The following is a 23,665-nucleotide window of genomic DNA, read 5'->3' as shown; positions in this document are numbered from 1 at the left end:
CCTGTCTTTCGCTACTCATACCGGCATTCTCACTTCTATGCGTTCCAGCGCTCCTCACGGTACACCTTCTTCACACATAGAACGCTCTCCTACCATACCTATAATAGGTATCCACAGCTTCGGTAATATGTTTTAGCCCCGGTACATTTTCGGCGCAGGGTCACTCGACTAGTGAGCTATTACGCACTCTTTGAATGAATAGCTGCTTCTAAGCTAACATCCTAGTTGTCTGTGCAACCCCACATCCTTTTCCACTTAACATATATTTTGGGACCTTAGCTGGTGGTCTGGGCTGTTTCCCTTTCGACTACGGATCTTAGCACTCGCAGTCTGACTGCCGATTATATCTCATTGGCATTCGGAGTTTATCTGATATTGGTAATCCGGGATGGACCCCTCAATCAAACAGTGCTCTACCTCCAAGAGACTTAACATCGACGCTAGCCCTAAAGCTATTTCGGAGAGAACCAGCTATCTCCAAGTTCGTTTGGAATTTCTCCGCTACCCACAAGTCATCCAAGCACTTTTCAACGTGCCCTGGTTCGGGCCTCCAGTGAGTTTTACCTCACCTTCACCCTGCTCATGGGTAGGTCACATGGTTTCGGGTCTACGACATGATACTAAAGCGCCCTATTAAGACTCGGTTTCCCTACGGCTCCGTCTCTTCAACTTAACCTCGCATCATATCGTAACTCGCCGGTTCATTCTACAAAAGGCACGCTCTCACCCATTAACGGGCTCGAACTTGTTGTAGGCACACGGTTTCAGGTTCTATTTCACTCCCCTCCCGGGGTGCTTTTCACCTTTCCCTCACGGTACTGGTTCACTATCGGTCACTAGAGAGTATTTAGGGTTGGGAGATGGTCCTCCCGGATTCCGACGAGATTTCTCGTGTCTCGCCGTACTCAGGATACTGCTAGGGTTTAAGATTATTTCGATTACGAGGCTATTACTCTCTTTGGCTTACCTTCCCAGGTAATTCTTCTATAATCTTGCGTCCCACAACGCAGTCCTACAACCCCGATGTGTAAACACATCGGTTTGCCCTCTTGCCGTTTCGCTCGCCGCTACTAAGGCAATCGCGTTTGCTTTCTCTTCCTGCAGCTACTTAGATGTTTCAGTTCACTGCGTCTTCCTCTTCATTACCTTAACAGTAATGAGTGACATGCTTCACATGCCGGGTTCCCCCATTCGGACATCTCTGGATCAATGTTTACTTACAACTCCCCAAAGCATTTCGTCGTTAGTCACGTCCTTCATCGGCTTCTAGTGCCAAGGCATCCACCGTGCGCCCTTATTAACTTAACCTTATTTTGGTCTATTGACCTTAAACTCATTAAATCACAGCGTTTCGGTTTATTTCTTGTTACTTTCTACAATTATTTCTAATTGTGGAATTTGATATAGATATTCAATTTTCAATGGACAATCACTTTGAATCTTTCGATTCAATGGAGCCTAGCGGGATCGAACCGCTGACCTCCTGCGTGCAAAGCAGGCGCTCTCCCAGCTGAGCTAAGGCCCCACAAGACCTCTCAAAACTAAACAAGACTACCAAACGTGCTTCCGTTTTTCCTTAGAAAGGAGGTGATCCAGCCGCACCTTCCGATACGGCTACCTTGTTACGACTTCACCCCAATCATCTATCCCACCTTAGGCGGCTGGCTCCTAAATGGTTACCTCACCGACTTCGGGTGTTACAAACTCTCGTGGTGTGACGGGCGGTGTGTACAAGGCCCGGGAACGTATTCACCGCGGCGTGCTGATCCGCGATTACTAGCGATTCCGACTTCATGTAGGCGAGTTGCAGCCTACAATCCGAACTGAGATTGGCTTTAAGAGATTTGCTTGCCGTCACCGACTTGCGACTCGTTGTACCAACCATTGTAGCACGTGTGTAGCCCAGGTCATAAGGGGCATGATGATTTGACGTCATCCCCACCTTCCTCCGGTTTATTACCGGCAGTCTCGCTAGAGTGCCCAACTAAATGATGGCAACTAACAATAGGGGTTGCGCTCGTTGCGGGACTTAACCCAACATCTCACGACACGAGCTGACGACAACCATGCACCACCTGTCACCGATGTTCCGAAGAAACTTTCTATCTCTAGAAATAGCATCGGGATGTCAAGACCTGGTAAGGTTCTTCGCGTTGCTTCGAATTAAACCACATGCTCCACCGCTTGTGCGGGCCCCCGTCAATTCCTTTGAGTTTCAACCTTGCGGTCGTACTCCCCAGGCGGAGTGCTTAATGCGTTAGCTGCGGCACTAAGCCCCGGAAAGGGCCTAACACCTAGCACTCATCGTTTACGGCGTGGACTACCAGGGTATCTAATCCTGTTTGCTCCCCACGCTTTCGAGCCTCAGCGTCAGTTACAGACCAGAGAGCCGCTTTCGCCACCGGTGTTCCTCCATATATCTACGCATTTCACCGCTACACATGGAATTCCACTCTCCCCTTCTGCACTCAAGTTTAACAGTTTCCAAAGCGAACAATGGTTAAGCCACTGCCTTTAACTTCAGACTTATTAAACCGCCTGCGCTCGCTTTACGCCCAATAAATCCGGACAACGCTCGGGACCTACGTATTACCGCGGCTGCTGGCACGTAGTTAGCCGTCCCTTTCTGGTAAGTTACCGTCACTGTGTGAACTTTCCACTCTCACACACGTTCTTCTCTTACAACAGAGCTTTACGATCCGAAAACCTTCTTCACTCACGCGGCGTTGCTCGGTCAGGGTTGCCCCCATTGCCGAAGATTCCCTACTGCTGCCTCCCGTAGGAGTCTGGGCCGTGTCTCAGTCCCAGTGTGGCCGATCACCCTCTCAGGTCGGCTATGTATCGTCGCCTTGGTGGGCCGTTACCCCACCAACTAGCTAATACAACGCAGGTCCATCTACTAGTGATGCAATTGCATCTTTCAAGCATCTAACATGTGTTAAACACTGTTATGCGGTATTAGCTATCGTTTCCAATAGTTATCCCCCGCTAGTAGGCAGGTTACCTACGCGTTACTCACCCGTTCGCAACTCCTTCTACTCTAGCAAGCTAAAGTAGTCAGCGTTCTACTTGCATGTATTAGGCACGCCGCCAGCGTTCGTCCTGAGCCAGGATCAAACTCTCATTTAATCTTGTTCTCATTCTGTCACTGACAGATTTATTTCTTAACAGGTCGATTTCTCAACCCGCACGTTTGGTTCGTCTTGTTCAGTTTTCAAAGGTCTTTGTCTCTCGTGAGACAACTTCTATATTCTATCAAATCTAAAACAGCTTGTCAACTACTTTTTTAAAGTTTTCTTCAAATCTGTTTCAATCTGATTACTGCTGAACATCTCGGACAACAGCTATATTAGTGTATCATCTCAAACTTACTTTGTCAACTTCTTTTTCAAAAAACTTTCAAGGTTGCAATTCTTGATTGCTGATAAACTTTCTGCTCAATTGACAGCCATAACAGCTTATCATTTCATGACCTGTTTTGTCAATATCTTTTTTGGTGTTTTTCAGACTCTTAGGGACTAAAACTTATCTTACATACCCTAAATTAACACTTAAAAATGCAGATTATTATTGATATTTTAAACTTAATAAAAAAATCAGACTGAGGATGAACCTCATTTCTTTGGTTTGTCTTTTCTTATTTTGAAACTTTTTCGCTTGAATAGCCCTAATATCAAGAAGTTTAGGTAAATAAAAAAGACTATCCTGTGTACTATACCTCAAAAGTTGGGCATAAAATCTAACGTTTGGGGTGCAGTTCAATCGTCACTATTCCCTTGATAGTTATTCGTTCGGTAAGCTAACGCTCAGCCATGCTTATCACAGGTTACTTGAGCATCATAAGCAAAGACTTGTTTATGGTCGCCTTTATGAAACCAGTCGCTTTCTAGGGCGAACGTTGAAACTTTTTTATTCTCGGGCTTTTTTCGTTGGCGACCCCTAGCCACTTTTTTGCATGTTTCTCACGGTCGCGATTGATTTCAAGTTCAAGCTAATCCGCCATGAATTTAGTGTTGGTCAACTTCTTGATTGATGTATTTGTGATTATTGGCAGCTGCTTTGATATGAGTACCCTCCACAAAAATCTCACTTAGCTCAATTAAACCTGTATTGATACGCCCTCCTAAGACCTAACTAAACATTGCTTCAATCACTTGTTTATCGTGAAAACACCAACTGTAGTTTTTTACTGTAAGTGGTGAAATGAGAAACCTTATTTTTTAATGTTAATCCTAAAAACCAACGATAAGGCATATTGATCTCAATCTCTTTAATAATTTGGCGCATCGAATGCCCTAAAAAGAGGCATTGAATTAAAGTATTTTTGATAACCCTCATAGGGTCGAGACTGGGACAACCTGCTTCGTCTGCTACCAACTCATAAATAAAAGAAAAGTCAATCACACACCCACTCTAGCGTAACAAATGCTCTTCTGCACCAAATCATCTACAACTTGCTTACGATTATAGGCTGGATTTTCTTTATGGAACATAGGATCACCTCTAGGTTGTTATTATCTCTATCTATATTACTCCATACAAAAAGCCCTTAGAAACTGTTGTTTCCAAGAGGCTTTGTCTTCAGTCTGAAATCCGTATAATAGCGGATTTCAGATTTGTTAGTAAATTATTTTGCTTCAATTAAGCCAAGTTCACCGTCTTCACGACGATAAAGAACGTTTGTAACACCGTCTTCCGCATCTGTGTAGATAAAGAAGTCATGTCCTAAAAGATCCATTTGAAGAAGCGCTTCATCAATATCCATAGGTTTTAGACTAACGTGTTTCGTACGAACAACTTTTACTACTGGTCCTTCTTCCACAGGCTCTGCTTCGAATTCACTTGTAAAAATTTGACTAGCTGGTAATTTTTCACGATGCTTTTTAGCAATTTTAGTTTTGTTTTTACGGATTTGACGTTCAATTTTGTCAGTTACCAAATCAATTGAACCATACATATCTTGTGAGACATCTTCTGCTCTTAGCGTAATAGAATCAACTAAAATAGTTACTTCAACTTTGGCAGTTTTTTCACGATAAACTTTAAGGTTAACGCGAGCGTCTAAACCTTGTTCAGCATGGAAGTATTTTTCAATCTTTCCGAGTTTTGATTCGACATAGTTACGGATAGCATCAGTTACTTCGATGTTTTCTCCACGAATACTATATTTAATCATAAAACACCTCTTTCTCGCTATAAAGCGCTTTCTTTACTCTTTTATTATACTGCTTTCATGAAAATTTGCAAGCATTTACCGCACAATCGTAAAACTTTTTACATTTTTGGCTCCAGTTTCATAGAAAAGTTGATATATTCCCTTTAAAGTGGCGCCAGTTGTGTAAATATCATCGATAATCAAGACATTTTCTGGCACCTTTGAAACATTTTTTAAAGAAAAAGGATTGAGAGTTTCTAGGCGCTCTTTTCGTGTTTTATCGGACTGTTTACTGATTTCTCTCTTGATTAGTAAGTCTTCGTAGGGGATTTTAGCTGCTTGTAAAAGTGCTGTTACTTGGTTAAATTGTCTTTCTTTTAGCCGTTTTGGACTTATGGAAACTGGAACAAAGGTGTAGTTTTTATATTTTTTTAATGCTTGTTTGATTTCTTTTGAAAAAACGTGACTTAAAAGAATATCTCCTTGAAATTTATATTTTGAGAAATAATCTTTCATTGAAGAATTGTAGGTAAAAAGCGCTTCATGAGATACGTGATGATGTTGTTTTTCCCACGCTTGACAATCTGGACATTGCTGAGAAAATCCAGTTCGGCAGCAGGTTGGGCAATGAACATCTCCTATTCTTTCAAATGTTTTTTGACACTCCAGACACACGCCATTGTCATCTTTTTTCATTAAGATAAGGTTTAAAAATTGTTCTTTTTTGGAAAATTCTTGTCCGCAGAGCAGGCAAATCATGCAAATCCTCCTTTTTTATTCATCGCTTTAATTTCAGCAATAGCTTTCCTCATTTCTTTGGTACTACCGTCATGCAAGAATAACAGTTCTCCTGTTGGACGCTCTGCTGCTCTCCCAACTCGCCCTGAAATCTGAACTAGCGTGCTTTTGGTGTATAATCTATGATTGGAAAGCAATACAAAGACATCTACACAAGGGAAAGTGACACCACGTTCTAAAATGGTTGTTGTCACCAAAATAGAAAGTTCTTGTCTCCTAAATTTTTCTACAATGTCTAAGCGATTTTCTGTTTTACTAGACACAAAAGCGATTTGTTCTTCTGAAAAATAGGTCTGTAAAATTTGAGTAAAGGCTTCTCCTTGTTCGATATTTGGGAAGAAAATTAGCAAAGGATAGTGGGTTTGACGTTGTTTTTTTATAAGATTTATTAATTTCTGGGGAATTTTCTTCTTTTGCATATTGGATAAAACGCCAGACAACCAGATTTTTTGTGGCACAACTAATGGATTGGCATGAAATCGTCGAGCAAGGTGCAATTTAGTCAGAGTTCCTGTTTTTACTTTTTTATCTAATTCATCTGTTGATGTCGCTGTTAAAAAAATCTTGGTTCTATTAGGTTTGATAGCTCTATCAACAGCATGGTAAAGCACGGCATTATCCACAAATGGAAAGGCATCAACTTCATCAATAATTAACAAATCAAAAGCTTGGTAAAATTTTAAAAGTTGATGTGTTGTGGCAATGATTAAAGGGGCACGTTTGTAGGGCTCAGAATCTCCATGAAGCAATGTAATCAGACACGAAAAATCACGTGACAAGCGTTTATAAAGCTCCAGACAAACATCAATTCGCGGACTTGCTAGGCAAACACAACCACCGTCATCAATTATTTTGGATACAGATTGGTAAATCATTTCTGTTTTTCCAGCACCTGTAACAGCATGAATAAGTAGGTCTTTCTTAGCATCAATGCCTTCTAACATCCCTTTTGAAACATCATCTTGGTAAGGGGTCAATTTTCCTTTCCAAATAAGAGAATCTTTTTTAGAAAAACGTCTTTGTGGAAAATAATAGAGATGTCCATTACTCGTATTTCTTCCAAAAACAAGGCAATTTCGACAATAAAAAACGTTTGTTTGAAGTTTATTTTGTAAAGACACTTGACTACCACAACGATTACAAATATAATGATGATTTAATTTTGTCATTGCCGGCAACTGTTTAGCCTGCTTTTTTAAGGCATCCGAAAGTTGAGCTTGTGTAAATAGTCTTCCATAATAATTATTCAGTTTATCCATACTTTATTTATTCGAAAATTTTGCTAAATAGCTTAAAATCTTGTAAAATTTTGGTATGAACTATAAAACGATTAAAAATGATGGTATTTTTGAAGAAGAAATAAAAAAGTCACGCTTTATCTGTCAGTTAAAACGAGTTGACACAGAGGAAGAGGGGCGTCAATTCATTACACAAATCAAAAAAGAACATTATAAAGCAACACATTCTTGCTCGGCTATGATTATTGGTGAACATGCTGAAATCAAGCGTTCTAGCGATGATGGTGAGCCAAGTGGAACTGCTGGTGTTCCAATGCTAACTGTTTTAGAAAAACAAGGCTTGACCAACGTTGTTGCCGTTGTGACACGTTATTTTGGTGGGATTAAATTAGGTGCTGGTGGGCTTATTCGGGCTTATTCAGGCAGTGTTGCTAATGCTCTCAAGGAAATTGGTCTAGTTGAGGTAAAAGAGCAAGAGGGGCTCAAAATCACCCTTTCTTATCCTAAATACCAAACCTTTGCTAACTTTTTACAGGCTGAAAACCTGCAAGAATTTGATACAGAATTTCTTGAAAATGTCACAACCTATATTTACCTTGACCCTGACAATGTCAAAGAAGTTAGTGGGCGTTTAATTGAATTTTACCAAGGCAAAGTTGACTTTACTAAATCAGGTTCAAAAATTGTCGAAGTTCCCTTGTGATAGTATTTTTTTATCACCTTGATAAGAAATATGTATTTTACAAAGGAATTGATTAGGCATATACTTTTATCTATAAATTTTTAAATCAATAAGAGGTGAACATATGTCAAAAATTTACAATTCAATTACTGAATTAATTGGAAATACACCAATCGTAAAACTTAACAACATTGTCCCTGAAGATGCTGCTGATGTTTATGTTAAAATCGAAGCTTTCAACCCTGGTTCTTCTGTCAAAGACCGTATTGCCCTTCGTATGATTGAAGATGCTGAAAAAGCAGGCACAATCAAACCAGGTGATATTATTGTTGAACCAACTTCTGGAAATACAGGAATTGGTCTTGCATGGGTTGGCGCAGCTAAAGGCTACAAAGTGATTATCGTTATGCCTGAAACAATGAGTGTTGAACGTCGCAAAATTATTCAAGCTTATGGTGCTGAACTCGTTTTAACTCCTGGAAGTGAAGGAATGAAAGGAGCTATTGAAAAAGCAAAAGAAATTGCTGAAGAAAAAAATGGTTGGGTGCCTCTTCAATTTGCTAACCCTTCTAACCCTGCTGTGCACGAAGATACAACAGGTACTGAAATTATCGAAGCGTTTGGTCCGACGGGTCTTGATGCCTTTGTTTCTGGTGTTGGTACTGGTGGAACAGTTTCAGGTGTTTCTCATGCTCTTAAAAAAGCTAATCCTAACGTTCAAGTTTATGCTGTTGAAGCTGATGAATCTGCCGTGCTTTCTGGTGAAAAACCTGGTCCACATAAAATCCAAGGTATTTCAGCTGGTTTCATCCCTGACACTCTTGACACCAAAGCTTATGACGGTGTTATTCGTATAGCTTCTGACGATGCTATCATTACTAGCCGTAATCTCGGTGGAAAAGAAGGATTCCTTGCTGGTATTTCTTCTGGTGCAGCTATTTATGCAGCTATTGAAAAAGCAAAAGAACTTGGTAAAGGTAAAAAAGTTCTCGCACTTCTCCCAGATAACGGTGAACGTTACCTTTCAACATCTCTTTATGATTTTAACGACTAATGTCACCAATTATGTTAACTTTCCTTAGGTTACATTTCTCTCCTCTATCATTAAAATAACTATCTATGTATAAAAGCAAAATCCTATCACAGTCGCTGTGATAGGATTTTTATTATTCTTTCGTCAATAATTCTAGGCTTTCTTTTGTCCATTTTGGTAAATTGTCCGCCAATGGTTGAAAGCCAATGTTTAGATGGCTATTTGAAAAGCGGTGACGACGGTGTAAGTGATGTTTTTCTTCCTCCAGTGTGCGAAGAGATAAACTTGCTTTTTGCGTAAATTCATCAAAATCAACAACTTGGACTAAAACTTTTTCACCAACACTGAGTAATTGGTAAATGTTTTCAATATAACCTGTTTTAATTTCTGAAATATGAATAAGACCTGTTGTCCCATTATCTAATGCGACAAAGGCACCATAAGGTTTTATACCTGTTATTGTTCCAGTGATTTTGTCGCCAATTCTCATTAGTCCACTACCTCAATTGTTTCGATAACGACATCTTCAACTGGGCGGTCTTGAGCGCCAGTTTCAACGTTAGCAATTTCATCTAAAACTTTGTATGAATCGTCGTCCATGATTTGGCCAAATACGGTATGGCGACGGTCCAAGTGTGGCGTTCCACCATTTGTCGCATAAAATTCTGCAATTGGTTTTGGCCAGCCACCACGTTCTAATTCTTTTTGAGCATAAGGAATTTTGCTGTTTTGAACGATAAAGAACTGACTGCCGTTTGTATTTGGTCCAGCATTAGCCATTGAAAGAGCCCCACGAACGTTATAAAGTTCTTCTGAGAATTCATCTTCGAAGCTATCGCCATAGATAGATTGTCCCCCCATACCAGTACCAGTTGGGTCACCACCTTGAATCATAAATTCAGGGATAATGCGGTGGAAAATAATACCGTCATAGTAGCCATCTTTTGACAAGGCAATAAAGTTTGCAACTGTTTTTGGTGCATGTTCTGGGAAGAGTTGAATCTTCATATCACCGTGATTAGTTTTGATTGTCGCAACTGGACCTTCAACTGTTGTTAAGTCAACTTGTGGAAAATTTAATTGTTTTTCTACCAAACCGAGTTCCTCCAAAGCATATAAAATGCCATCTTCTTCTACTGTTTTTGTTACAAAATCTGCTTTTTCTTTGAGTTCAGGGACTGCATTGCCCATAGCAATCTTCAAGCCAACATAATCAAAGATTTCCATATCATTTGGACCATCACCAAACATCATGGCATTGATTGGTTTTAAGTTTTGACTTTCTAGAACATGTGCAACACCTGAAGCTTTAGAAATACCATTTTTGACAACATCAGATGAATGTTCATGCCAAGGGACTAAACGAATTTCTGAGGCTAATTCATCAGGTAATTGCAACTGAGCATTATTTTCCGTAAAGGTCCACATATGATAAACATCATTTGTCAAATAGAAATCAGGCTCAACGTCGCAGACACCGTATATTGGTATCATTGCGTCATCGATTAGGTCACAACGAGCTGAAACAACTGGTTTATCTTTTCCAGCAAAACCGTATTCAATTCCTTCTGATTTAGCCCAAGCAACGTATTTTTCGACAATGTCTCGTGGCAACGGATCATTAACAATTTCCGTTGCTTTTTTATCGATGACATATGTACCATTAATCGTCACAAAATAATCAGGCTCTAGAGCGCGAATTTCTGGCACAACGCCATAAAGGGCACGCCCGGTTGCAATCCCAGTCATGATACCTTTTTCTTTTAAGCTTTTAAAAACATACTTAATTGATTCTGGCATATAGGCTGTTGCTTTTACGCGCAAGGTGTCATCAATGTCAAAAAAGACAATTTTAGTTTTTTTAGCCTTGTATTTAGTTTTTACATCCATCTGAAAATTATGGGAAAGAAAATGATCATCAGAATCTCATTTTCCATAAAGTGGCATCACTTTCCCATTTTCCTTTCTAATAAAAAATCAAAGAAAAATCATGGTTATATTATATCATTATTCGTCATCTTGCGGTACTAAATGATGTTTAAAGGCGTAAACGACTGCTTGTGTACGGTCATCGACTTCTAACTTAGCTAGAATATTTGAAACGTGTGTTTTGACGGTCTTTAGTGAGATAAATAACTCATCAGCAATAGTTTGGTTATCATACCCTTTAGCAAGTAATCTCAAAATATCACGTTCACGCGCTGTCAAATCTTCATGCAATTCTGGTTGCATATCATGAGCTTTGATTTTTTTATCGACTTCTGTTTCAATAGCTAACTCACCACGTGCAACTTTCTGAATGGCATTTAAAATTTCTGCTGCGCTAGATGTTTTTAACATATAACCTTTAGCACCTGCTTCAATGACAGGATAAATTTTTTCATTATCAAGGTAAGATGTTAAGACAAGAATCTTAGCTTCTTTCCATTCTTCCAGAAGCTTCAATGTCGCTTCGACACCGCTCATTTCTGGCATTACCAAATCCATAACAACCACATCTGGTTTTAATTCTAAAGCCAAATTAATACCGTCTAAACCATTTCCAGCTTCGCCGACCACCTCAACATCTGGTTGCAAATTCAAAAAGCTTTTTAACCCTAAACGTACCATTTCATGGTCATCAACTAGGATAATTTTAATTTTCTGGGTCATCTTCTTTCTCCTCGTTTCCTCCCTTTACCAGTGGCAAACGAATATCCATTGATACTCCTTTACCTTTTTGACTCAGCAATGTAACTGTTCCAGCCATATCATCAACACGTTCTTCAATATTACTAATACCATAACTTAAATCATGACTTTCATCCATATCAAAACCGACACCGTTATCGACCATTTTAAGCTGCAGCTCGGTTTCTGTTTGATTTAGATAAACCTCTAAACAACTAGCTTTAGCGTGTTTAAGGGTATTACTAATGAATTCTTGTGCAATTCGAAAAACGTTATCCTCTATTTTCTTAGGTAGTTGACCGATATTTTTCTTATAAACAACCTCTATACTACTCTTATCTGTCAATTCTTTCAAGAGGATATCAAAACCTTCTGAAAGGGTTTTATTTTCTAATTCTGTTGGTCGTAAATGCAATAGCAAAATTCGCAAATCTTTTTGAGCATTTTGTAGCATGCTTTCAACAGCCGTCAATTGAAATTCTAATTGCTCTTTTTCAATTTGGTCAAGATTAGCAGACACGCCTGAAAGGATCATCGAAGAAGCGAATAATTCTTGACTAACCGTGTCATGCAAGTCACGCGCAATTCGTTTTCGTTCTTGCTCAACAATTTCTTGACTGTTTAGAATGCGACTATTTTCTGTATTTTGCAAGCTATTTGTCAAATGCGTCATTTTTTTAGACAAACGCGATAAATTCGTATTGATTTCTGTATCTTCGTCTAGAGTGATAGGCTGATTATTCAAAATACGGCGTAAGTTTTGGTTGATGCCACGTTTGCTGTTATCATCTAAAATAACCCAAAGCAAAAGCAATAAAATCGTTACTGCTAGAATCAAAAAGACAATTGAAAAGACAAATTGTTCTCCCATCCAAAAATCTGTGATAAGATTTTTCAGATGCAGATTTAAACTATCCAAAACAACGATAACGATTGAGATGATAATAATACTCGCATAAAGAATAAATAATATAAAATGATGTTTTTTCATTTGCGCACCACCTCAACATCTCCAGCAAGCGTACTAACGATAATTTTCACTGCTTTTAAATACTCTTCGTCTTCACTATGCCATAATTTTAACGATTCATTACGTAAATCATATTCTTCAAAATCAAAGTACCGAACGCTACCGTAAATCGCACTAACATCTAATTTCACGGCAACATCAATAGGCACCAAAATTTTTGTTGGGCCAAAAACTTTTCGAATGACAACGACATTATCCTTTCCAGTTACAATGACATTGCTTAAATCAATCGTATCACTTCCTGTCAAACGGATAATATTAATATCATCAAACGCATAAAAATCACTATCGTGCGTATCCATTCCAATCCATTGATTACGGACAGGCTTTGCCTTTAATTCTTCCTCACGAAAACGTACCAAAGCATAGCGATTTTTTTTCTTAACTTGTGAAAAATGGTTGATAACAACGTAAACAACGCCTAATACTACCGCCATGATAATATAAGGATTAAGCATAAAAATTAAAAATAAAAGAACAAGACCAATGGTCAATAAAAAATTATTCCGTTTATCTTGATCATAAAATCGTAGCGCCAACAAAATCAAAACAAGAATAAGAATAAAACTTGATAGATTATTTGCCATGATAGTCATCAAACCCATCACAAGCAAAATCGTTTCTACGATGACAAAAAACTGAACTTTCCTCATATCATACCCTTTCTTTTTCTGTATTTTACCAAAAAGCTACCAAAATTGCAGGTTTATAACTTAAAAGTCCAGGAAGTTATCCTGGACTTTTAAGTTATTGTTCATTACTTGATTCTGTTGATGAGCTACTATCATCCGTACTGCTACTTGATGAACTTGATTCTTTTGATTCAGAGGGTTCTGAACTTGATGACGATGGCGCCTGTGAGCTTTCTTCTTCATCAGCTGCTAGGTAAAGTATCACGTTACCACTTAACGTTTCACCATAGTAAGGTGTTTGAGCAGTGATAGTTGCTGTTGAAGATGGTGAGCTTACTTGCACATAACCCGTAGAAGAATTTGGGTCGGCTTGATAAACCGTAATATGTGAACTTGACACGCCTAGAGCTGTTAAGGCAGCAATAGCTTCTGAATAAGTATAGCCTGTCAAATTCGGCATTGTCACTGTACTTTCTGTGGCTACTTTAAAGGTAATCTTATCATCACCACTTACCTTAAAGGTTTCACCTTCACTAGGCGTTTGACTGATGATAACACCTTCGTCATAGTCTGACGTTGAGACTTCTTCAATCTCAATTTGCGACTCTGAAACACCGTAATTATTAACCAAATCTTTAACGGCTGTTTGATAATCTTGACCTGTATAGTCTTTTATCTTGAATCCTGATGAGCCTTTTGATACGTAAATATCAATTGATGACCCTTCTTTTTTCGATGAACCAGCAGTTGGACTTGTCTTAATAACGTAACCACTCTCAACGGTATCACTTGATACTTTATGAACGGTTCCAACTTTAAGACCTGATGATTTTATCGTTGTTTTTGCTTCTGATAAACTAGAGCCAGCAACATCTGGAACACTCACGGTTGATGGTGAGGTCAACGTCAAGTAAGTAAAGATAGCAATAGCTACAATCACAACTGCAAAAAAGATTTTCATTAACGTGCCGAACATACGACGTGATTTTTTCTTCTTTGTTTTAGCTTTAGTCGCTTGGTTTTCTGTTGCTACTTTATCTTCTTTAGCTGCTTTTTGTTTCTTCAAGAGTTGTTCTGTCGTTGAAGGAACAGATGTTGATGTTGTTACCTTTGGAAGTGTCTTTGTATTTTCAGTATCTTCAAAAACAAGTTTAGGTTCACGGCTACGGTTGTAAGAAAGTGCCGTCATCAAATCACGACTCATTTCAAAAGTTGACGCATAACGGTCACTTAAACGTTTTGCAGTCGCCTTGATAACAACATTTTCTAGTGCTTGTGGAACATTCTTATTCTCATCAATGATAGAAGGAAGTGGTTTTTGGAAATGTTGAAGCGCAATGGTAACAGCTGAATCGCCATCATATGGGATGTGACCTGTTAACATTTCAAACAACATAATCCCCATAGCGTAAATATCACTTTGAACAGTCGCTTTTGAACCACGTGCTTGTTCAGGCGATAAATAATGCACACTACCTAGCATTGAATTGGTTTGCGTTAAACTTGTTTCGGCAAAGGCTACGGCGATACCAAAGTCAGTAACTTTAACAGTTCCATCTTTGGTTAATAAGATATTTTGTGGTTTTAAATCACGGTGAACAATCCCTTGTTGATGCGCCAAAGTCATCGCAGATAAGACTTCTTCCATGATTCTAACAACTTCATTATTAGAAAGCGGAGCATGATCTTGAATGTATTTTTTCAAGTCCGATCCATCAACATATTCCATTACTAAGAATTGCTGTCCGTCTTCTTCTCCAATATCACGAATCGAGACGATATTTGGATGGTTCAGTTCTGCCATGGCACGCGCTTCCCGTTGGAAACGCGCTACGGCAATTTGATCAGTCTGATAATTCGTCCGAAGCACCTTAATGGCCACTTCTTCATTATCAAGAATGAGATCTTTTGCCAGATAAACATCTGCCATTCCACCCCGTCCGATAGATTTGAGGATCCGATAACGACCAGCAAATAATTTGCCAATCTGAATCATTAAGCTTCCTCACTTTCGGCGTGGATTAAAGCAATGGTAATGTTATCAAGACCTCCACGTTCGTTAGCAAGAGTAACCAATTCATTGTTCTTGTCATCAAGATTTTTATCTTGACTTAAAATGCTAACAATTTCGTCATTGGTAATCATATTAGTTAAACCATCACTGTTAATAATAAGATAGTCATTTTCTTCAAGTACCTGAACACCTAAATCTGGCTCAACAGGATTTGCTTGTCCAATAGACTGTGTAATGATATTTTTTTGAGGATGATTTGCAGCTTCCTCTTCAGTCAACTGACCAGCTTTTACCAGTTCATTAACTAAAGAGTGATCACTTGTCAACAATTGGTATTCTCCTTGGTGGAGCAAACCAATGCGTGAATCCCCAACGTGAGCATAGATGACATTGTTATCAACAATTGCCAAGGCTTCTACTGTTGTTCCCATACCTTTATACTCATCAGTTTGACCGAGTTCATAGACTTTGCGATTTTCAGCTTCTAATGTCACTAAAAGCCAATCACGAATCTGACTTAACTCAGTGTAATCGGTATTAATCCACTCACGTCCAAGATCTGTAACAGTCATTTCGCTAGCAATATTTCCTGCACGATGACCACCCATGCCATCTGCTAAAATAACCAAAGTAATGCCGTTTTTATTATCAAATTTGTTAATAAAATCCTGATTGTTTGAACGTTTTTGTCCGATATCAGTTACAAGTGAAATTTTCATAGTTTTTCTTCTGACTGTGTCAGTTTCCTCCTTGAGATTACAAGATACGTTTGACTTGTCCTATAAAGAACCCGTCTGTCTGATATTGTTCTGGGGTAATTGTAATACATCCATCTCTAACAATATCTTCTTGCGTATGACTCAGTTTTACTTGTTCAAAATTTGGATGAGTTTCTAAAAATTTATGAATAACTTGGAAATTTTCCTCATCAAAAATTGTACAAGTGCTATAAGTTATTATACCACCTTTACGCAACGTTTGACAAACGCTATCAAGTATTTGCAGTTGAATTTCTTGCAGAGCTGAGAAATCTTGATTTTCTTTATTGTACTTAATGTCCGGTTTACGGCGGATTAAGCCGATTCCTGAGCAAGGGGCATCTACCAAAATCTTATCAAAAGAATCTGGTGCAAAATGCTCATGAACGGTTGTGGCGTCCATTTTTTGTGTGCTGATTTTATCAGCGACACGCAGACGCTTGGCATTATCCATGACAAGCGTTAATTTATGGTCATATAAATCGAGCGCTGTGATGTGTCCTTCTTTTAAATACGAAGCCATATGAGTTGTCTTGCCACCTGGGGCAGCGCAGGCATCTAAAATGTCTTCATTTCCTTGAATATTGAGCGTTGGAGCAACTAGTTGACTAGATTCATCTTGAATTGTGATATTACCATTAGCAAAATAATCTGTCCCAGCAAAATGTCCTGATGTTTTCACCAAACCAACTGGCGATAAGATAGATTGCTCTGCACCAGTCGCAGCTTTAATATCAGCTAATTTATCAAGATTTGTCACACGAATACTTGCCTTATTGCGGACAAAAAGGCTTTGCATAATAGCTACCGCGCGTTCTTCGCCGAATTGATCAATTAATTTTTTGACTAACCAAACTGGCAATGAATAAAGAACAGAGTAACGTTTATTCTTACGTTTAATCGTTTCAGGATTTGGTAATTCTTCCTTGGTAAAACGTCTTAGAACAGCGTTGACAAATTTTTCTGCACCTTTTTTGTTACCACGATTTTTAGCAATGTTAACCGCGTCATTTACCACAGCGTGGGCAGGAATTTTATCAAGATACAAGAGCTGATAAAGGCTCAACATTAATAGGTAATAAACCCAAAAATCTAACTTATCACGGTCTTTAATGTAATGAGCAAGATACCATTCTAAGGTAATTTTTCGTGCAACTGTTCCATAAACGATTTCTGTCACTAAAGACTTATCTTTTGGCAATAATGTCGTATGGCTTAATTCTTGATTAAGAGCAATATTAGAATAAGCTCCGTCTTCAAAGACATTTTCAAGGACAAGAAGCGCTAAACCACGTGCCTGATTTTTCCAATCATTCGCCAATAAGGTCACCTACTTCGAGCTTACGTCCTACACCATTAAGGAAATCAACAATATTCATGCGTGGCTTCCCAGCTGGTTGCACTGTTTTAAGCGAAATTGCCCCGTCACCTGTTGCTACGACAAGTGATTTCTTACCTTTTTCGATAATTTCACCTGGTTTTCCGTGACCTTCAGCTAAAGTAGCTTCATAAATCTTGAAACGTTTGCCGTCAAGAAGGGTATGAGCTACTGGCCATGGGGACAAGCCACGAATGTGATTAAAGACATCACGTGCTGATTTATTCCAGTCAATGCGTTCTTCTTCTGGTGTAATATTTGGTGAGAAAGTGGCTTTACTTTCGTCTTGCGGTTCTGGTTTAATATTGCCTGCAATGTAATCTGGTAATGTTTTTAACAACAAATCACGTCCAATAACAGCCAATTTTTCAAACATTGTTCCAACATTATCATCGTCAGTAATCGGTGTTGAAGCCTTGGCAATCATATCACCAGCATCCATTTTCTTAACCATTTCCATGATTGTCACGCCAGCTTCTTCTTCTCCGTTAATGATTGCATAGTGAATTGGTGCACCGCCACGGTATTTGGGAAGAAGCGAAGCATGAACATTGACCGCAAAATCAACAGAATCAAGCAATTTGGTTGGTAAAAATTGACCAAACGCAGCTGTCACAATGCCATCAGCACCCAAAGTCATCAGCTCTGCCATTTCTTCTGAACCAGACATTTTTTCAGGTTGATAAACTGGTAAATTATGTGCTAATGCAACTTCCTTAACAGGTGTCATTTTGATTTCTTTTTTGCGTCCAACAGCACGGTCAGGTTGCGTTACCACCGCTAGGACGTCGTAGTTGCTATCATCTAGCAAACCTTTTAGAACAGCCGCTGAAAAATCAGGTGTTCCCATAAAAATTAATTTTGTCATTTCAGTTCCTCTCAAAGGATTTTCTTACTTAAATTTTCTCTATTATAGCATAGTCATCCGCTACATGAAATTTTGTGGCTCATAGTCAATGACTAAGCGTAAATCTTTATTTTCTGGTAATTGTGTCAGATCTAAAATCTGGTTCAAGACATTCTCTAAATTGTCCTCAAAGCGATATTTAACGATAATTTGATAATGATAAAGATTATGCGTTCTGGCAATCGGTTTTGGTGTCGGACCGAGAATTTTGATTTTATCTGATAATTGCTGGCGCAATAATTGCAAGAGTTCAAATGATTTACGGACAACGGTCTGCTCATCTTTATGTGATAAGGTCAATCCGACCGTGAAATAATAAGGCGGATAAGCTAATTGCCTACGGATTCCCATTTCATAAGCGTAAAATGCCTCGTAGTCTTGCTTTTGTGCTAGCTGAATAGCATAGTGCTGTGGATTGTAAGTCTGGATAAGAACCTCACCTTCTTTTTCTGCACGTCCTGCACGCCCTGCAACTTGTGTCAACAATTGGAATGTGCGTTCAGAAGAACGAAAATCAGGTAAATTTAAAGACGTATCCGCATTTAAAACTCCTACCAAAGTAACATTTGGGAAATCAAGTCCCTTAGCAATCATTTGTGTGCCAAGTAAAATATCGGCTTCATGGTTGCCAAACTTATCCAAAATACGTTGATGAGCCCCTTTTTGACGTGTGGTATCAACGTCCATTCGTAAAATACGAGCTTGTGAAAAAACTTCCACGAGTTCATCATAAGCCTTCTGTGTTCCTGTTCCATAATACCGAATACTACGGCTATGACAATTCGGACAAGTGTGTGGAATGGATTTTTCAAAACCACAATAATGACAATTCATGGTTTTGGTATCCATATGCAGCGTCAAGGAAATGTCGCAATTTGGACATTCATCAACATAGCCACAATCACGGCACATGATAAAACTAGAGTAACCACGACGATTGAGCATGAGCACGACTTGCTCATTTTTTTCTAAGCGGTCAGCAATTTTTTCTAAGAGATACGGAGTAAAGTTGCTAACCTCTTGCTGCCCGACATAATCGCGAAAATCGACAATTTCAACTTTTGGAATCTTTGCCATAGGATTAGCACGATGTGTCAATTGTAGGAATTGGTAAACACCTCGACTAGCCCGAGCACGGCTTTCGATACTTGGTGTTGCAGAGCCCATTAACAACACAGCTTTATGGTATTTAGCACGAAGCAAAGCCACATCACGCGCATGGTAGCGCGGATTGGATTCTTGCTTGTAAGTCGCCTCATGTTCCTCGTCAATGATAATGGCACCAATATTTTCAATAGGAACAAAAATGGCAGAGCGTGCCCCAACAACGACACGTGCTTGTCCAGACTTGATTTTTCGCCATTCGTCAAACTTTTCACCGTCTGACAAAGCAGAGTGCATGATAGCCACTTGCTTGCCGAAACGTGAAATAAAACGATTGGTCATTTGTGGTGTCAAAGAAATTTCAGGCACCAAGACAATGGCTGTTTTACCGAGTTTCAAAACCTTGTCAATGATATGCAGATAAACTTCAGTTTTTCCTGAACCTGTCACACCTTCCAGTAAAAACGGATTACTTTCCTGAGCAATTTGGCTAGTTACTTGTTCAACGACAGCCGCTTGTTCAGCATTTAAATCAAGAAAATCTGTTGTTGCTACATCAAAATAAGCGTCTGAACGTTTTTTCTCTCTTTCAAGGACAGTTATCAACTGATTATCCACAAAAAATTTGACAACATCACGTGAAAAAAGATGATGCAAATCTGACAGTCTTCCTTCTTCAGGATGCTCTAACAAATAATCACGTAATTCCAATCTTTTTTTAGCACGATTGGAGATGTCTGCGGCAGCCATTTTTTCAGCTTGAATGTAATAATATTTTTCCGTTTTGATATTTTTCTTATCTTTAGCTAAATAATCAACGGTAATTTTTCCTGCTTGAACCAAGCGAGCGACTTTTTTCGCTTCTTCCTCAGTGAATGACGAATAAAGTCGGCTCTCTTTCTCACCAAACAATGCCAAACGTTCTTCGCTAGATAAGCTTTCTGTAGGCGTTAAACGTTTATCATACTGCGAATTCAGCAGATTAGGAATCATCGATTTCAGAATGGAAATTTTATAAGAAAACACGGTATGACGCATCTGCTCTGCCAATTCTAGCTGTTCTACATTCAACACAGGCTCAAAATCCAAAACTTCACTAATAGCTTTTAAGTCAGTCACAGTATTATCAAAAGTATCAGAAAAACCGACAACAAAGCCTTGCAAAAGCCGATTACCACGTCCAAAAGGGACATGAACTCGTGAACCGATGGTCACTTGGTCTTCAACATCTTTCGGAATGATGTAAGAGAAAGGTTTATCTGTTTGCATAAGTGGGACATCAACGATGACCTGAGCAATTTTTACCATAAATTTCCTTTCTATCTAGTCCTTAGCTATCCATGAAAAAGAAGAATAATCATGATAGCGACCAATGTTTGTCTAGCTTATCACAATGATTTATTACAAGAAAAATCTAAGATAAAACACCTTAGATTTTTTCTCCTTCTTCTTTTTCTTTAGCGATTTGTTCTTTGATTTTACGTTCTTCTTCTTCTTTAACTAGACGTTCTGCTTCGATACGAGCAAGAACAGCTGTGCGTTTAGCTTCTGGGTCTGGGTGAATCACAACATTACCAGACTCAATTTCTTCAAGTGCTTGTAAAGTTGCTTTTACAGATTTGAATTCTTGAGTTGGTTTAGCACCTGCTTCAAGTTCGTGAGCACGTTTGGCTTGAAGAATGCAAAGTGAATATTTTGAAGGTACTTTATCAAGCAAAGTATCGATAGAAGGTTTTAACATCATAGTTTTTTCTCTTTTCTCTTTTTTAATCAATATCTTTAATCATGTCGTTATATCGTCCGATAACACGATCAACACGGAAATGTTCTGCCTCGATAATGCGCTTAACGCGTTCAGCTGCCAAAGGCACTTCATCGTTAACAACAGCATAATCATACTCACGCATCAAAGCGATCTCTTCTTTAGCACGTTCGATACGTTGGCGGATAACTTCCTCGCTATCTGTACCACGTCCTACCAAACGATCTTTTAATTCGTCCAAATCAGGTGGCGTTAAGAAAATAAACACCCCATCTGGAACTTTCTTCTTAACTTGAAGCGCTCCTTGCACTTCGATTTCAAGGAACACGTCAATCCCCTTATCAAGAGTTTCATTAACATAAGTCAGTGGTGTGCCATAGTAGTTTCCTACGTATTCAGCATATTCCAACATTTGACCATTTTTAATAAGCTCCTCAAATTCTTCACGAGTTCGGAAGAAATAATCAACGCCATCGACTTCTCCTGGCCGTTTTTGGCGTGTTGTCATAGAAACGGAATATTCAAATTTATGATCCGGTGTTGAAAAAATTTCTTGGCGAACTGTTCCCTTACCAACCCCAGAAGGTCCTGAGAAAACAATTAACAAACCACGTTCGGTCATGCCACTCTCCTTATTATAGACTACAAGTTAAGACTTGCTTTTTATCAATTAGACTACAAACTAGTGTATCAAAAACATAGCCATTTTTCAAGGAATTTTAAAAGCTTCCGTGGCTCTTTCCGCATAAAAAATGCTGTTTAAATCTTAGTTAGACATTCCACTTAAGTTCTAGTAATTTCAGCAACTATTTCTTAGTAAATAAATATCGATTAAAAAAGAAGCGCTAAGATTAGCACCTCCTTTAAAAATTGTTTTATTTTGCATAATCAACTGCACGAAGTTCACGAATAACGGTAACTTTAATGTTACCCGGGTAATCAAGATTACCTTCAATTTTTTCACGAACTTTGTGAGCTAAGATTGTTACCTCATCATCAGAAACTTTAGTTGGTTGCACCATAATGCGAATTTCACGTCCTGCTTGCAAAGCATAGCTATTTTGGACACCTTCAAAGCTTGTGGCAATTTCTTCCAAATCACGAAGGCGTTTGATGTAATTTTCCATTGATTCGTTACGAGCACCTGGACGAGCTGAGCTCAGCGCATCTGCAGCTGCAACAATCACAGCGATAACACTTTCTGGTTCTACATCACCGTGGTGACTAGCAATGGCATTAACGACAATCGGATTTTCCTTGTATTTACGAGCAAGTTCCGTTCCGATTTCAACGTGGCTTCCCTCAACCTCACGGTCAACGGCTTTCCCCATATCATGCAAGAAACCTGCACGACGAGCAAGCGTCACATTTTCACCAAGTTCCCCTGCGAGAATACCTGCCATCTTACCAACTTCGACAGAATGACGTAAGACGTTTTGACCGTATGATGTTCTAAATTGCAGGCGTCCCATAATTTTAATCAAATCAGGGTGCAAGTTAAGGGCTCCAATTTCAAATGCAGCAGCCTCACCATATTCACGAATACGGTTATCCATTTCCAAACGATTTTTTTCAACCAATTCCTCGATACGAGCTGGGTGAATACGTCCGTCCTGAATCAAAGCTTCCAAAGTCATTCGAGCGATTTCACGACGAATCGGATCAAATCCTGAAAGAACAACAACTTCAGGGGTATCATCAATGATAACGTCAATTCCTGTCAAACTTTCAAGTGTGCGGATATTACGTCCTTCACGTCCAATGATACGACCTTTCATGCTATCGTCTGGTAAGTGAACTGTTGTAATAGTTTGTTCAGTAACATATTCACCTGCCATACGTTGCATAGCTTGCGCGAGAATATTTTTAGCAAGTTTGCTAGATTTATCTCGGACTTCACGTTCAGCATCTTTGATACGAGTAGCAATTTCGTGCGTCAAATTAGTTTCTGTTTCCGTTAAAATAATTTCACGCGCTTCAGCAATCGTCATGAGCGCTACGCGTTCAAGTTCTGCTTTTTTCTGTTCTTCTAGTTCTCCGATTTGTTTTTCACGCTCATTAATGTGTCTAGATTTATCGGTTAGACTTTGTTCTTTACTATCCAACACTTTTTCCTTGCTGGTTAGGTTTTCATCCTTGCGGTCAAGAGAAGAAGCTCGTTCTGTCAAACGAGTTTCCATTTGTTTTAACTCTTGCCTTTCAGATTTAAATTCTTTTTCAATCTCTTCACGATATTTTCTAGCCTCTTCTTTTGCCTCGATTAGTAATTCTTTACGATATGATTTACTTTCTCGTTCGGCTGTTTTTCTGATTTGCTCAGCTTCTAACTCCGCTTGACCACGTAGATTAACAGCGTCTTGTTCTGCATTTAAAAGAGTGAGTTCTGCCGCTTCTTTCGCAGACTTAAGTCTAACTGAAATCAGCGCATAACCAACTATCAAACCAATGAGGGCAAAAACAATCAAGATAATAATATTTGGCATGTTTTTACCTCAATAAAAATT

The 23,665-nt window shown here is 38.9% G+C and carries 18 protein-coding genes, 1 tRNA gene, 2 rRNA genes and 1 pseudogene (1 of these 22 cut by a window edge); 2 read left to right on the top strand and 20 right to left on the bottom strand.

Features of this window, described 5'->3' with window-relative positions; all coding sequences use genetic code 11:
• From E8M05_RS02555 to E8M05_RS02525, 7 genes and pseudogenes are all read right to left on the bottom strand, one after another.
• Positions 1-1,308, bottom strand: a 23S ribosomal RNA gene (locus E8M05_RS02555) (it extends 1,593 nt beyond the left edge of the window).
• 144 nt (positions 1,309-1,452) lie between these two features.
• Positions 1,453-1,525, bottom strand: a tRNA-Ala gene (locus E8M05_RS02550).
• 55 nt (positions 1,526-1,580) lie between these two features.
• Positions 1,581-3,129: ribosomal RNA gene (locus E8M05_RS02545) — 16S ribosomal RNA — on the bottom strand.
• Together the 16S and 23S rRNA genes with 1 tRNA gene alongside form the textbook arrangement of a ribosomal RNA operon.
• Before the next feature lie 680 nt (positions 3,130-3,809).
• Positions 3,810-4,493 (bottom strand): annotated as a pseudogene (locus E8M05_RS11395) (transposase); the annotation flags it as partial.
• 134 nt (positions 4,494-4,627) lie between these two features.
• Positions 4,628-5,176, bottom strand: coding sequence for a ribosome hibernation-promoting factor, HPF/YfiA family (hpf, locus tag E8M05_RS02535; RefSeq protein WP_003063557.1), 549 nt, complete (start codon positions 5,174-5,176; stop codon positions 4,628-4,630).
• Positions 5,177-5,251: 75 nt separating this feature from the next.
• Positions 5,252-5,914: a ComF family protein gene (locus E8M05_RS02530; RefSeq protein WP_003063553.1), complete on the bottom strand. Its 663-nt coding sequence runs from the start codon at positions 5,912-5,914 to the stop codon at positions 5,252-5,254.
• Positions 5,911-7,212 (bottom strand): ATP-dependent helicase ComFA, encoded by a 1,302-nt coding sequence (locus E8M05_RS02525; protein WP_003063550.1) that lies wholly within the window; start codon positions 7,210-7,212, stop codon positions 5,911-5,913. The genes E8M05_RS02530 and E8M05_RS02525 overlap by 4 nt, the downstream gene beginning before the upstream one ends.
• Before the next feature lie 55 nt (positions 7,213-7,267).
• On the opposite strand from E8M05_RS02525, the gene E8M05_RS02520 reads away from it, so the two are divergent.
• Positions 7,268-7,894, top strand: a complete 627-nt coding sequence (locus E8M05_RS02520; RefSeq protein WP_003063547.1) for a YigZ family protein — start codon at positions 7,268-7,270, stop codon at positions 7,892-7,894.
• Between the two features lie 103 nt (positions 7,895-7,997).
• Entirely contained in the window at positions 7,998-8,927 is a 930-nt protein-coding gene (cysK, locus tag E8M05_RS02515) for a cysteine synthase A (protein WP_013851529.1), read from the top strand.
• Positions 8,928-9,039: 112 nt separating this feature from the next.
• On the opposite strand, the gene E8M05_RS02510 is transcribed toward cysK, so the two are convergent.
• The 13 genes from E8M05_RS02510 to E8M05_RS02450 form a co-directional block, all read right to left on the bottom strand.
• Complete coding sequence (locus tag E8M05_RS02510) at positions 9,040-9,396, bottom strand: S1 RNA-binding domain-containing protein (RefSeq protein ID WP_003063541.1); 357 nt, start codon at positions 9,394-9,396, stop codon at positions 9,040-9,042.
• The gene (locus tag E8M05_RS02505) at positions 9,396-10,796 is read right to left on the bottom strand and encodes a Cof-type HAD-IIB family hydrolase (protein WP_069789204.1); all 1,401 of its coding nucleotides are present in this window, start codon (positions 10,794-10,796) and stop codon (positions 9,396-9,398) included. Before E8M05_RS02505 ends, E8M05_RS02510 begins: the two co-directional genes overlap by 1 nt.
• Positions 10,797-10,913: 117 nt before the next feature.
• The gene (locus E8M05_RS02500; RefSeq protein ID WP_013851527.1) at positions 10,914-11,558 is read right to left on the bottom strand and encodes a response regulator transcription factor; all 645 of its coding nucleotides are present in this window, start codon (positions 11,556-11,558) and stop codon (positions 10,914-10,916) included.
• On the bottom strand, positions 11,542-12,567 hold the full coding sequence (locus tag E8M05_RS02495; protein WP_013851526.1) for an envelope stress sensor histidine kinase LiaS: 1,026 nt from the start codon (positions 12,565-12,567) through the stop codon (positions 11,542-11,544). The genes E8M05_RS02500 and E8M05_RS02495 overlap by 17 nt, the downstream gene beginning before the upstream one ends.
• The gene (gene liaF, locus E8M05_RS02490) at positions 12,564-13,259 is read right to left on the bottom strand and encodes a cell wall-active antibiotics response protein LiaF (RefSeq protein WP_003063532.1); all 696 of its coding nucleotides are present in this window, start codon (positions 13,257-13,259) and stop codon (positions 12,564-12,566) included. Before liaF ends, E8M05_RS02495 begins: the two co-directional genes overlap by 4 nt.
• A 94-nt stretch (positions 13,260-13,353) precedes the next feature.
• On the bottom strand, positions 13,354-15,234 hold the full coding sequence (pknB, locus tag E8M05_RS02485) for a Stk1 family PASTA domain-containing Ser/Thr kinase (protein ID WP_003063531.1): 1,881 nt from the start codon (positions 15,232-15,234) through the stop codon (positions 13,354-13,356).
• Complete coding sequence (locus E8M05_RS02480) at positions 15,234-15,971, bottom strand: Stp1/IreP family PP2C-type Ser/Thr phosphatase (RefSeq protein WP_003063530.1); 738 nt, start codon at positions 15,969-15,971, stop codon at positions 15,234-15,236. The genes pknB and E8M05_RS02480 overlap by 1 nt, the downstream gene beginning before the upstream one ends.
• A gap of 37 nt (positions 15,972-16,008) precedes the next feature.
• On the bottom strand, positions 16,009-17,331 hold the full coding sequence (gene rsmB / locus E8M05_RS02475) for a 16S rRNA (cytosine(967)-C(5))-methyltransferase RsmB (protein WP_069789205.1): 1,323 nt from the start codon (positions 17,329-17,331) through the stop codon (positions 16,009-16,011).
• Positions 17,321-18,256, bottom strand: coding sequence for a methionyl-tRNA formyltransferase (gene fmt / locus E8M05_RS02470; protein WP_069789206.1), 936 nt, complete (start codon positions 18,254-18,256; stop codon positions 17,321-17,323). Before fmt ends, rsmB begins: the two co-directional genes overlap by 11 nt.
• A gap of 60 nt (positions 18,257-18,316) precedes the next feature.
• A complete protein-coding gene (locus E8M05_RS02465) occupies positions 18,317-20,707 on the bottom strand; it encodes a primosomal protein N' (protein WP_069789207.1) in 2,391 nt (796 codons plus the stop codon).
• A gap of 121 nt (positions 20,708-20,828) precedes the next feature.
• A complete protein-coding gene (rpoZ, locus tag E8M05_RS02460) occupies positions 20,829-21,143 on the bottom strand; it encodes a DNA-directed RNA polymerase subunit omega (protein WP_013851522.1) in 315 nt (104 codons plus the stop codon).
• A 22-nt stretch (positions 21,144-21,165) separates the two neighbouring features.
• Positions 21,166-21,783: a guanylate kinase gene (gene gmk / locus E8M05_RS02455; protein ID WP_003063524.1), complete on the bottom strand. Its 618-nt coding sequence runs from the start codon at positions 21,781-21,783 to the stop codon at positions 21,166-21,168.
• Between the two features lie 253 nt (positions 21,784-22,036).
• Entirely contained in the window at positions 22,037-23,644 is a 1,608-nt protein-coding gene (locus E8M05_RS02450) for a ribonuclease Y (RefSeq protein WP_048791287.1), read from the bottom strand.
• Positions 23,645-23,665 lie beyond the last annotated feature (21 nt).

It is taken from the genome of Streptococcus pasteurianus, assembly GCF_004843545.1.
In the GTDB taxonomy this organism is placed as follows: Bacteria; Bacillota; Bacilli; order Lactobacillales; family Streptococcaceae; genus Streptococcus; species Streptococcus pasteurianus.
The sequence above is the reverse complement of the archived record's forward strand: the minus strand, read 5'-3'. Positions and strand labels throughout refer to the sequence as shown.

What these genes read in the sequence shown, in the direction of transcription:
- hpf (WP_003063557.1), bottom strand. Translation starts at nt 5,176, where the DNA reads ATGATTAAATATAGTATTCGTGGAGAAAACATCGAAGTAACTGATGCT.
- E8M05_RS02530 (WP_003063553.1), bottom strand. Translation starts at nt 5,914, where the DNA reads ATGATTTGCCTGCTCTGCGGACAAGAATTTTCCAAAAAAGAACAATTT.
- E8M05_RS02525 (WP_003063550.1), bottom strand. Translation starts at nt 7,212, where the DNA reads ATGGATAAACTGAATAATTATTATGGAAGACTATTTACACAAGCTCAA.
- E8M05_RS02520 (WP_003063547.1), top strand. Translation starts at nt 7,268, where the DNA reads ATGAACTATAAAACGATTAAAAATGATGGTATTTTTGAAGAAGAAATA.
- cysK (WP_013851529.1), top strand. Translation starts at nt 7,998, where the DNA reads ATGTCAAAAATTTACAATTCAATTACTGAATTAATTGGAAATACACCA.
- E8M05_RS02510 (WP_003063541.1), bottom strand. Translation starts at nt 9,396, where the DNA reads ATGAGAATTGGCGACAAAATCACTGGAACAATAACAGGTATAAAACCT.
- E8M05_RS02505 (WP_069789204.1), bottom strand. Translation starts at nt 10,796, where the DNA reads ATGGATGTAAAAACTAAATACAAGGCTAAAAAAACTAAAATTGTCTTT.
- E8M05_RS02500 (WP_013851527.1), bottom strand. Translation starts at nt 11,558, where the DNA reads ATGACCCAGAAAATTAAAATTATCCTAGTTGATGACCATGAAATGGTA.
- E8M05_RS02495 (WP_013851526.1), bottom strand. Translation starts at nt 12,567, where the DNA reads ATGAAAAAACATCATTTTATATTATTTATTCTTTATGCGAGTATTATT.
- liaF (WP_003063532.1), bottom strand. Translation starts at nt 13,259, where the DNA reads ATGAGGAAAGTTCAGTTTTTTGTCATCGTAGAAACGATTTTGCTTGTG.
- pknB (WP_003063531.1), bottom strand. Translation starts at nt 15,234, where the DNA reads ATGATTCAGATTGGCAAATTATTTGCTGGTCGTTATCGGATCCTCAAA.
- E8M05_RS02480 (WP_003063530.1), bottom strand. Translation starts at nt 15,971, where the DNA reads ATGAAAATTTCACTTGTAACTGATATCGGACAAAAACGTTCAAACAAT.
- fmt (WP_069789206.1), bottom strand. Translation starts at nt 18,256, where the DNA reads ATGACAAAATTAATTTTTATGGGAACACCTGATTTTTCAGCGGCTGTT.
- E8M05_RS02465 (WP_069789207.1), bottom strand. Translation starts at nt 20,707, where the DNA reads ATGGTAAAAATTGCTCAGGTCATCGTTGATGTCCCACTTATGCAAACA.
- rpoZ (WP_013851522.1), bottom strand. Translation starts at nt 21,143, where the DNA reads ATGATGTTAAAACCTTCTATCGATACTTTGCTTGATAAAGTACCTTCA.
- gmk (WP_003063524.1), bottom strand. Translation starts at nt 21,783, where the DNA reads ATGACCGAACGTGGTTTGTTAATTGTTTTCTCAGGACCTTCTGGGGTT.
- E8M05_RS02450 (WP_048791287.1), bottom strand. Translation starts at nt 23,644, where the DNA reads ATGCCAAATATTATTATCTTGATTGTTTTTGCCCTCATTGGTTTGATA.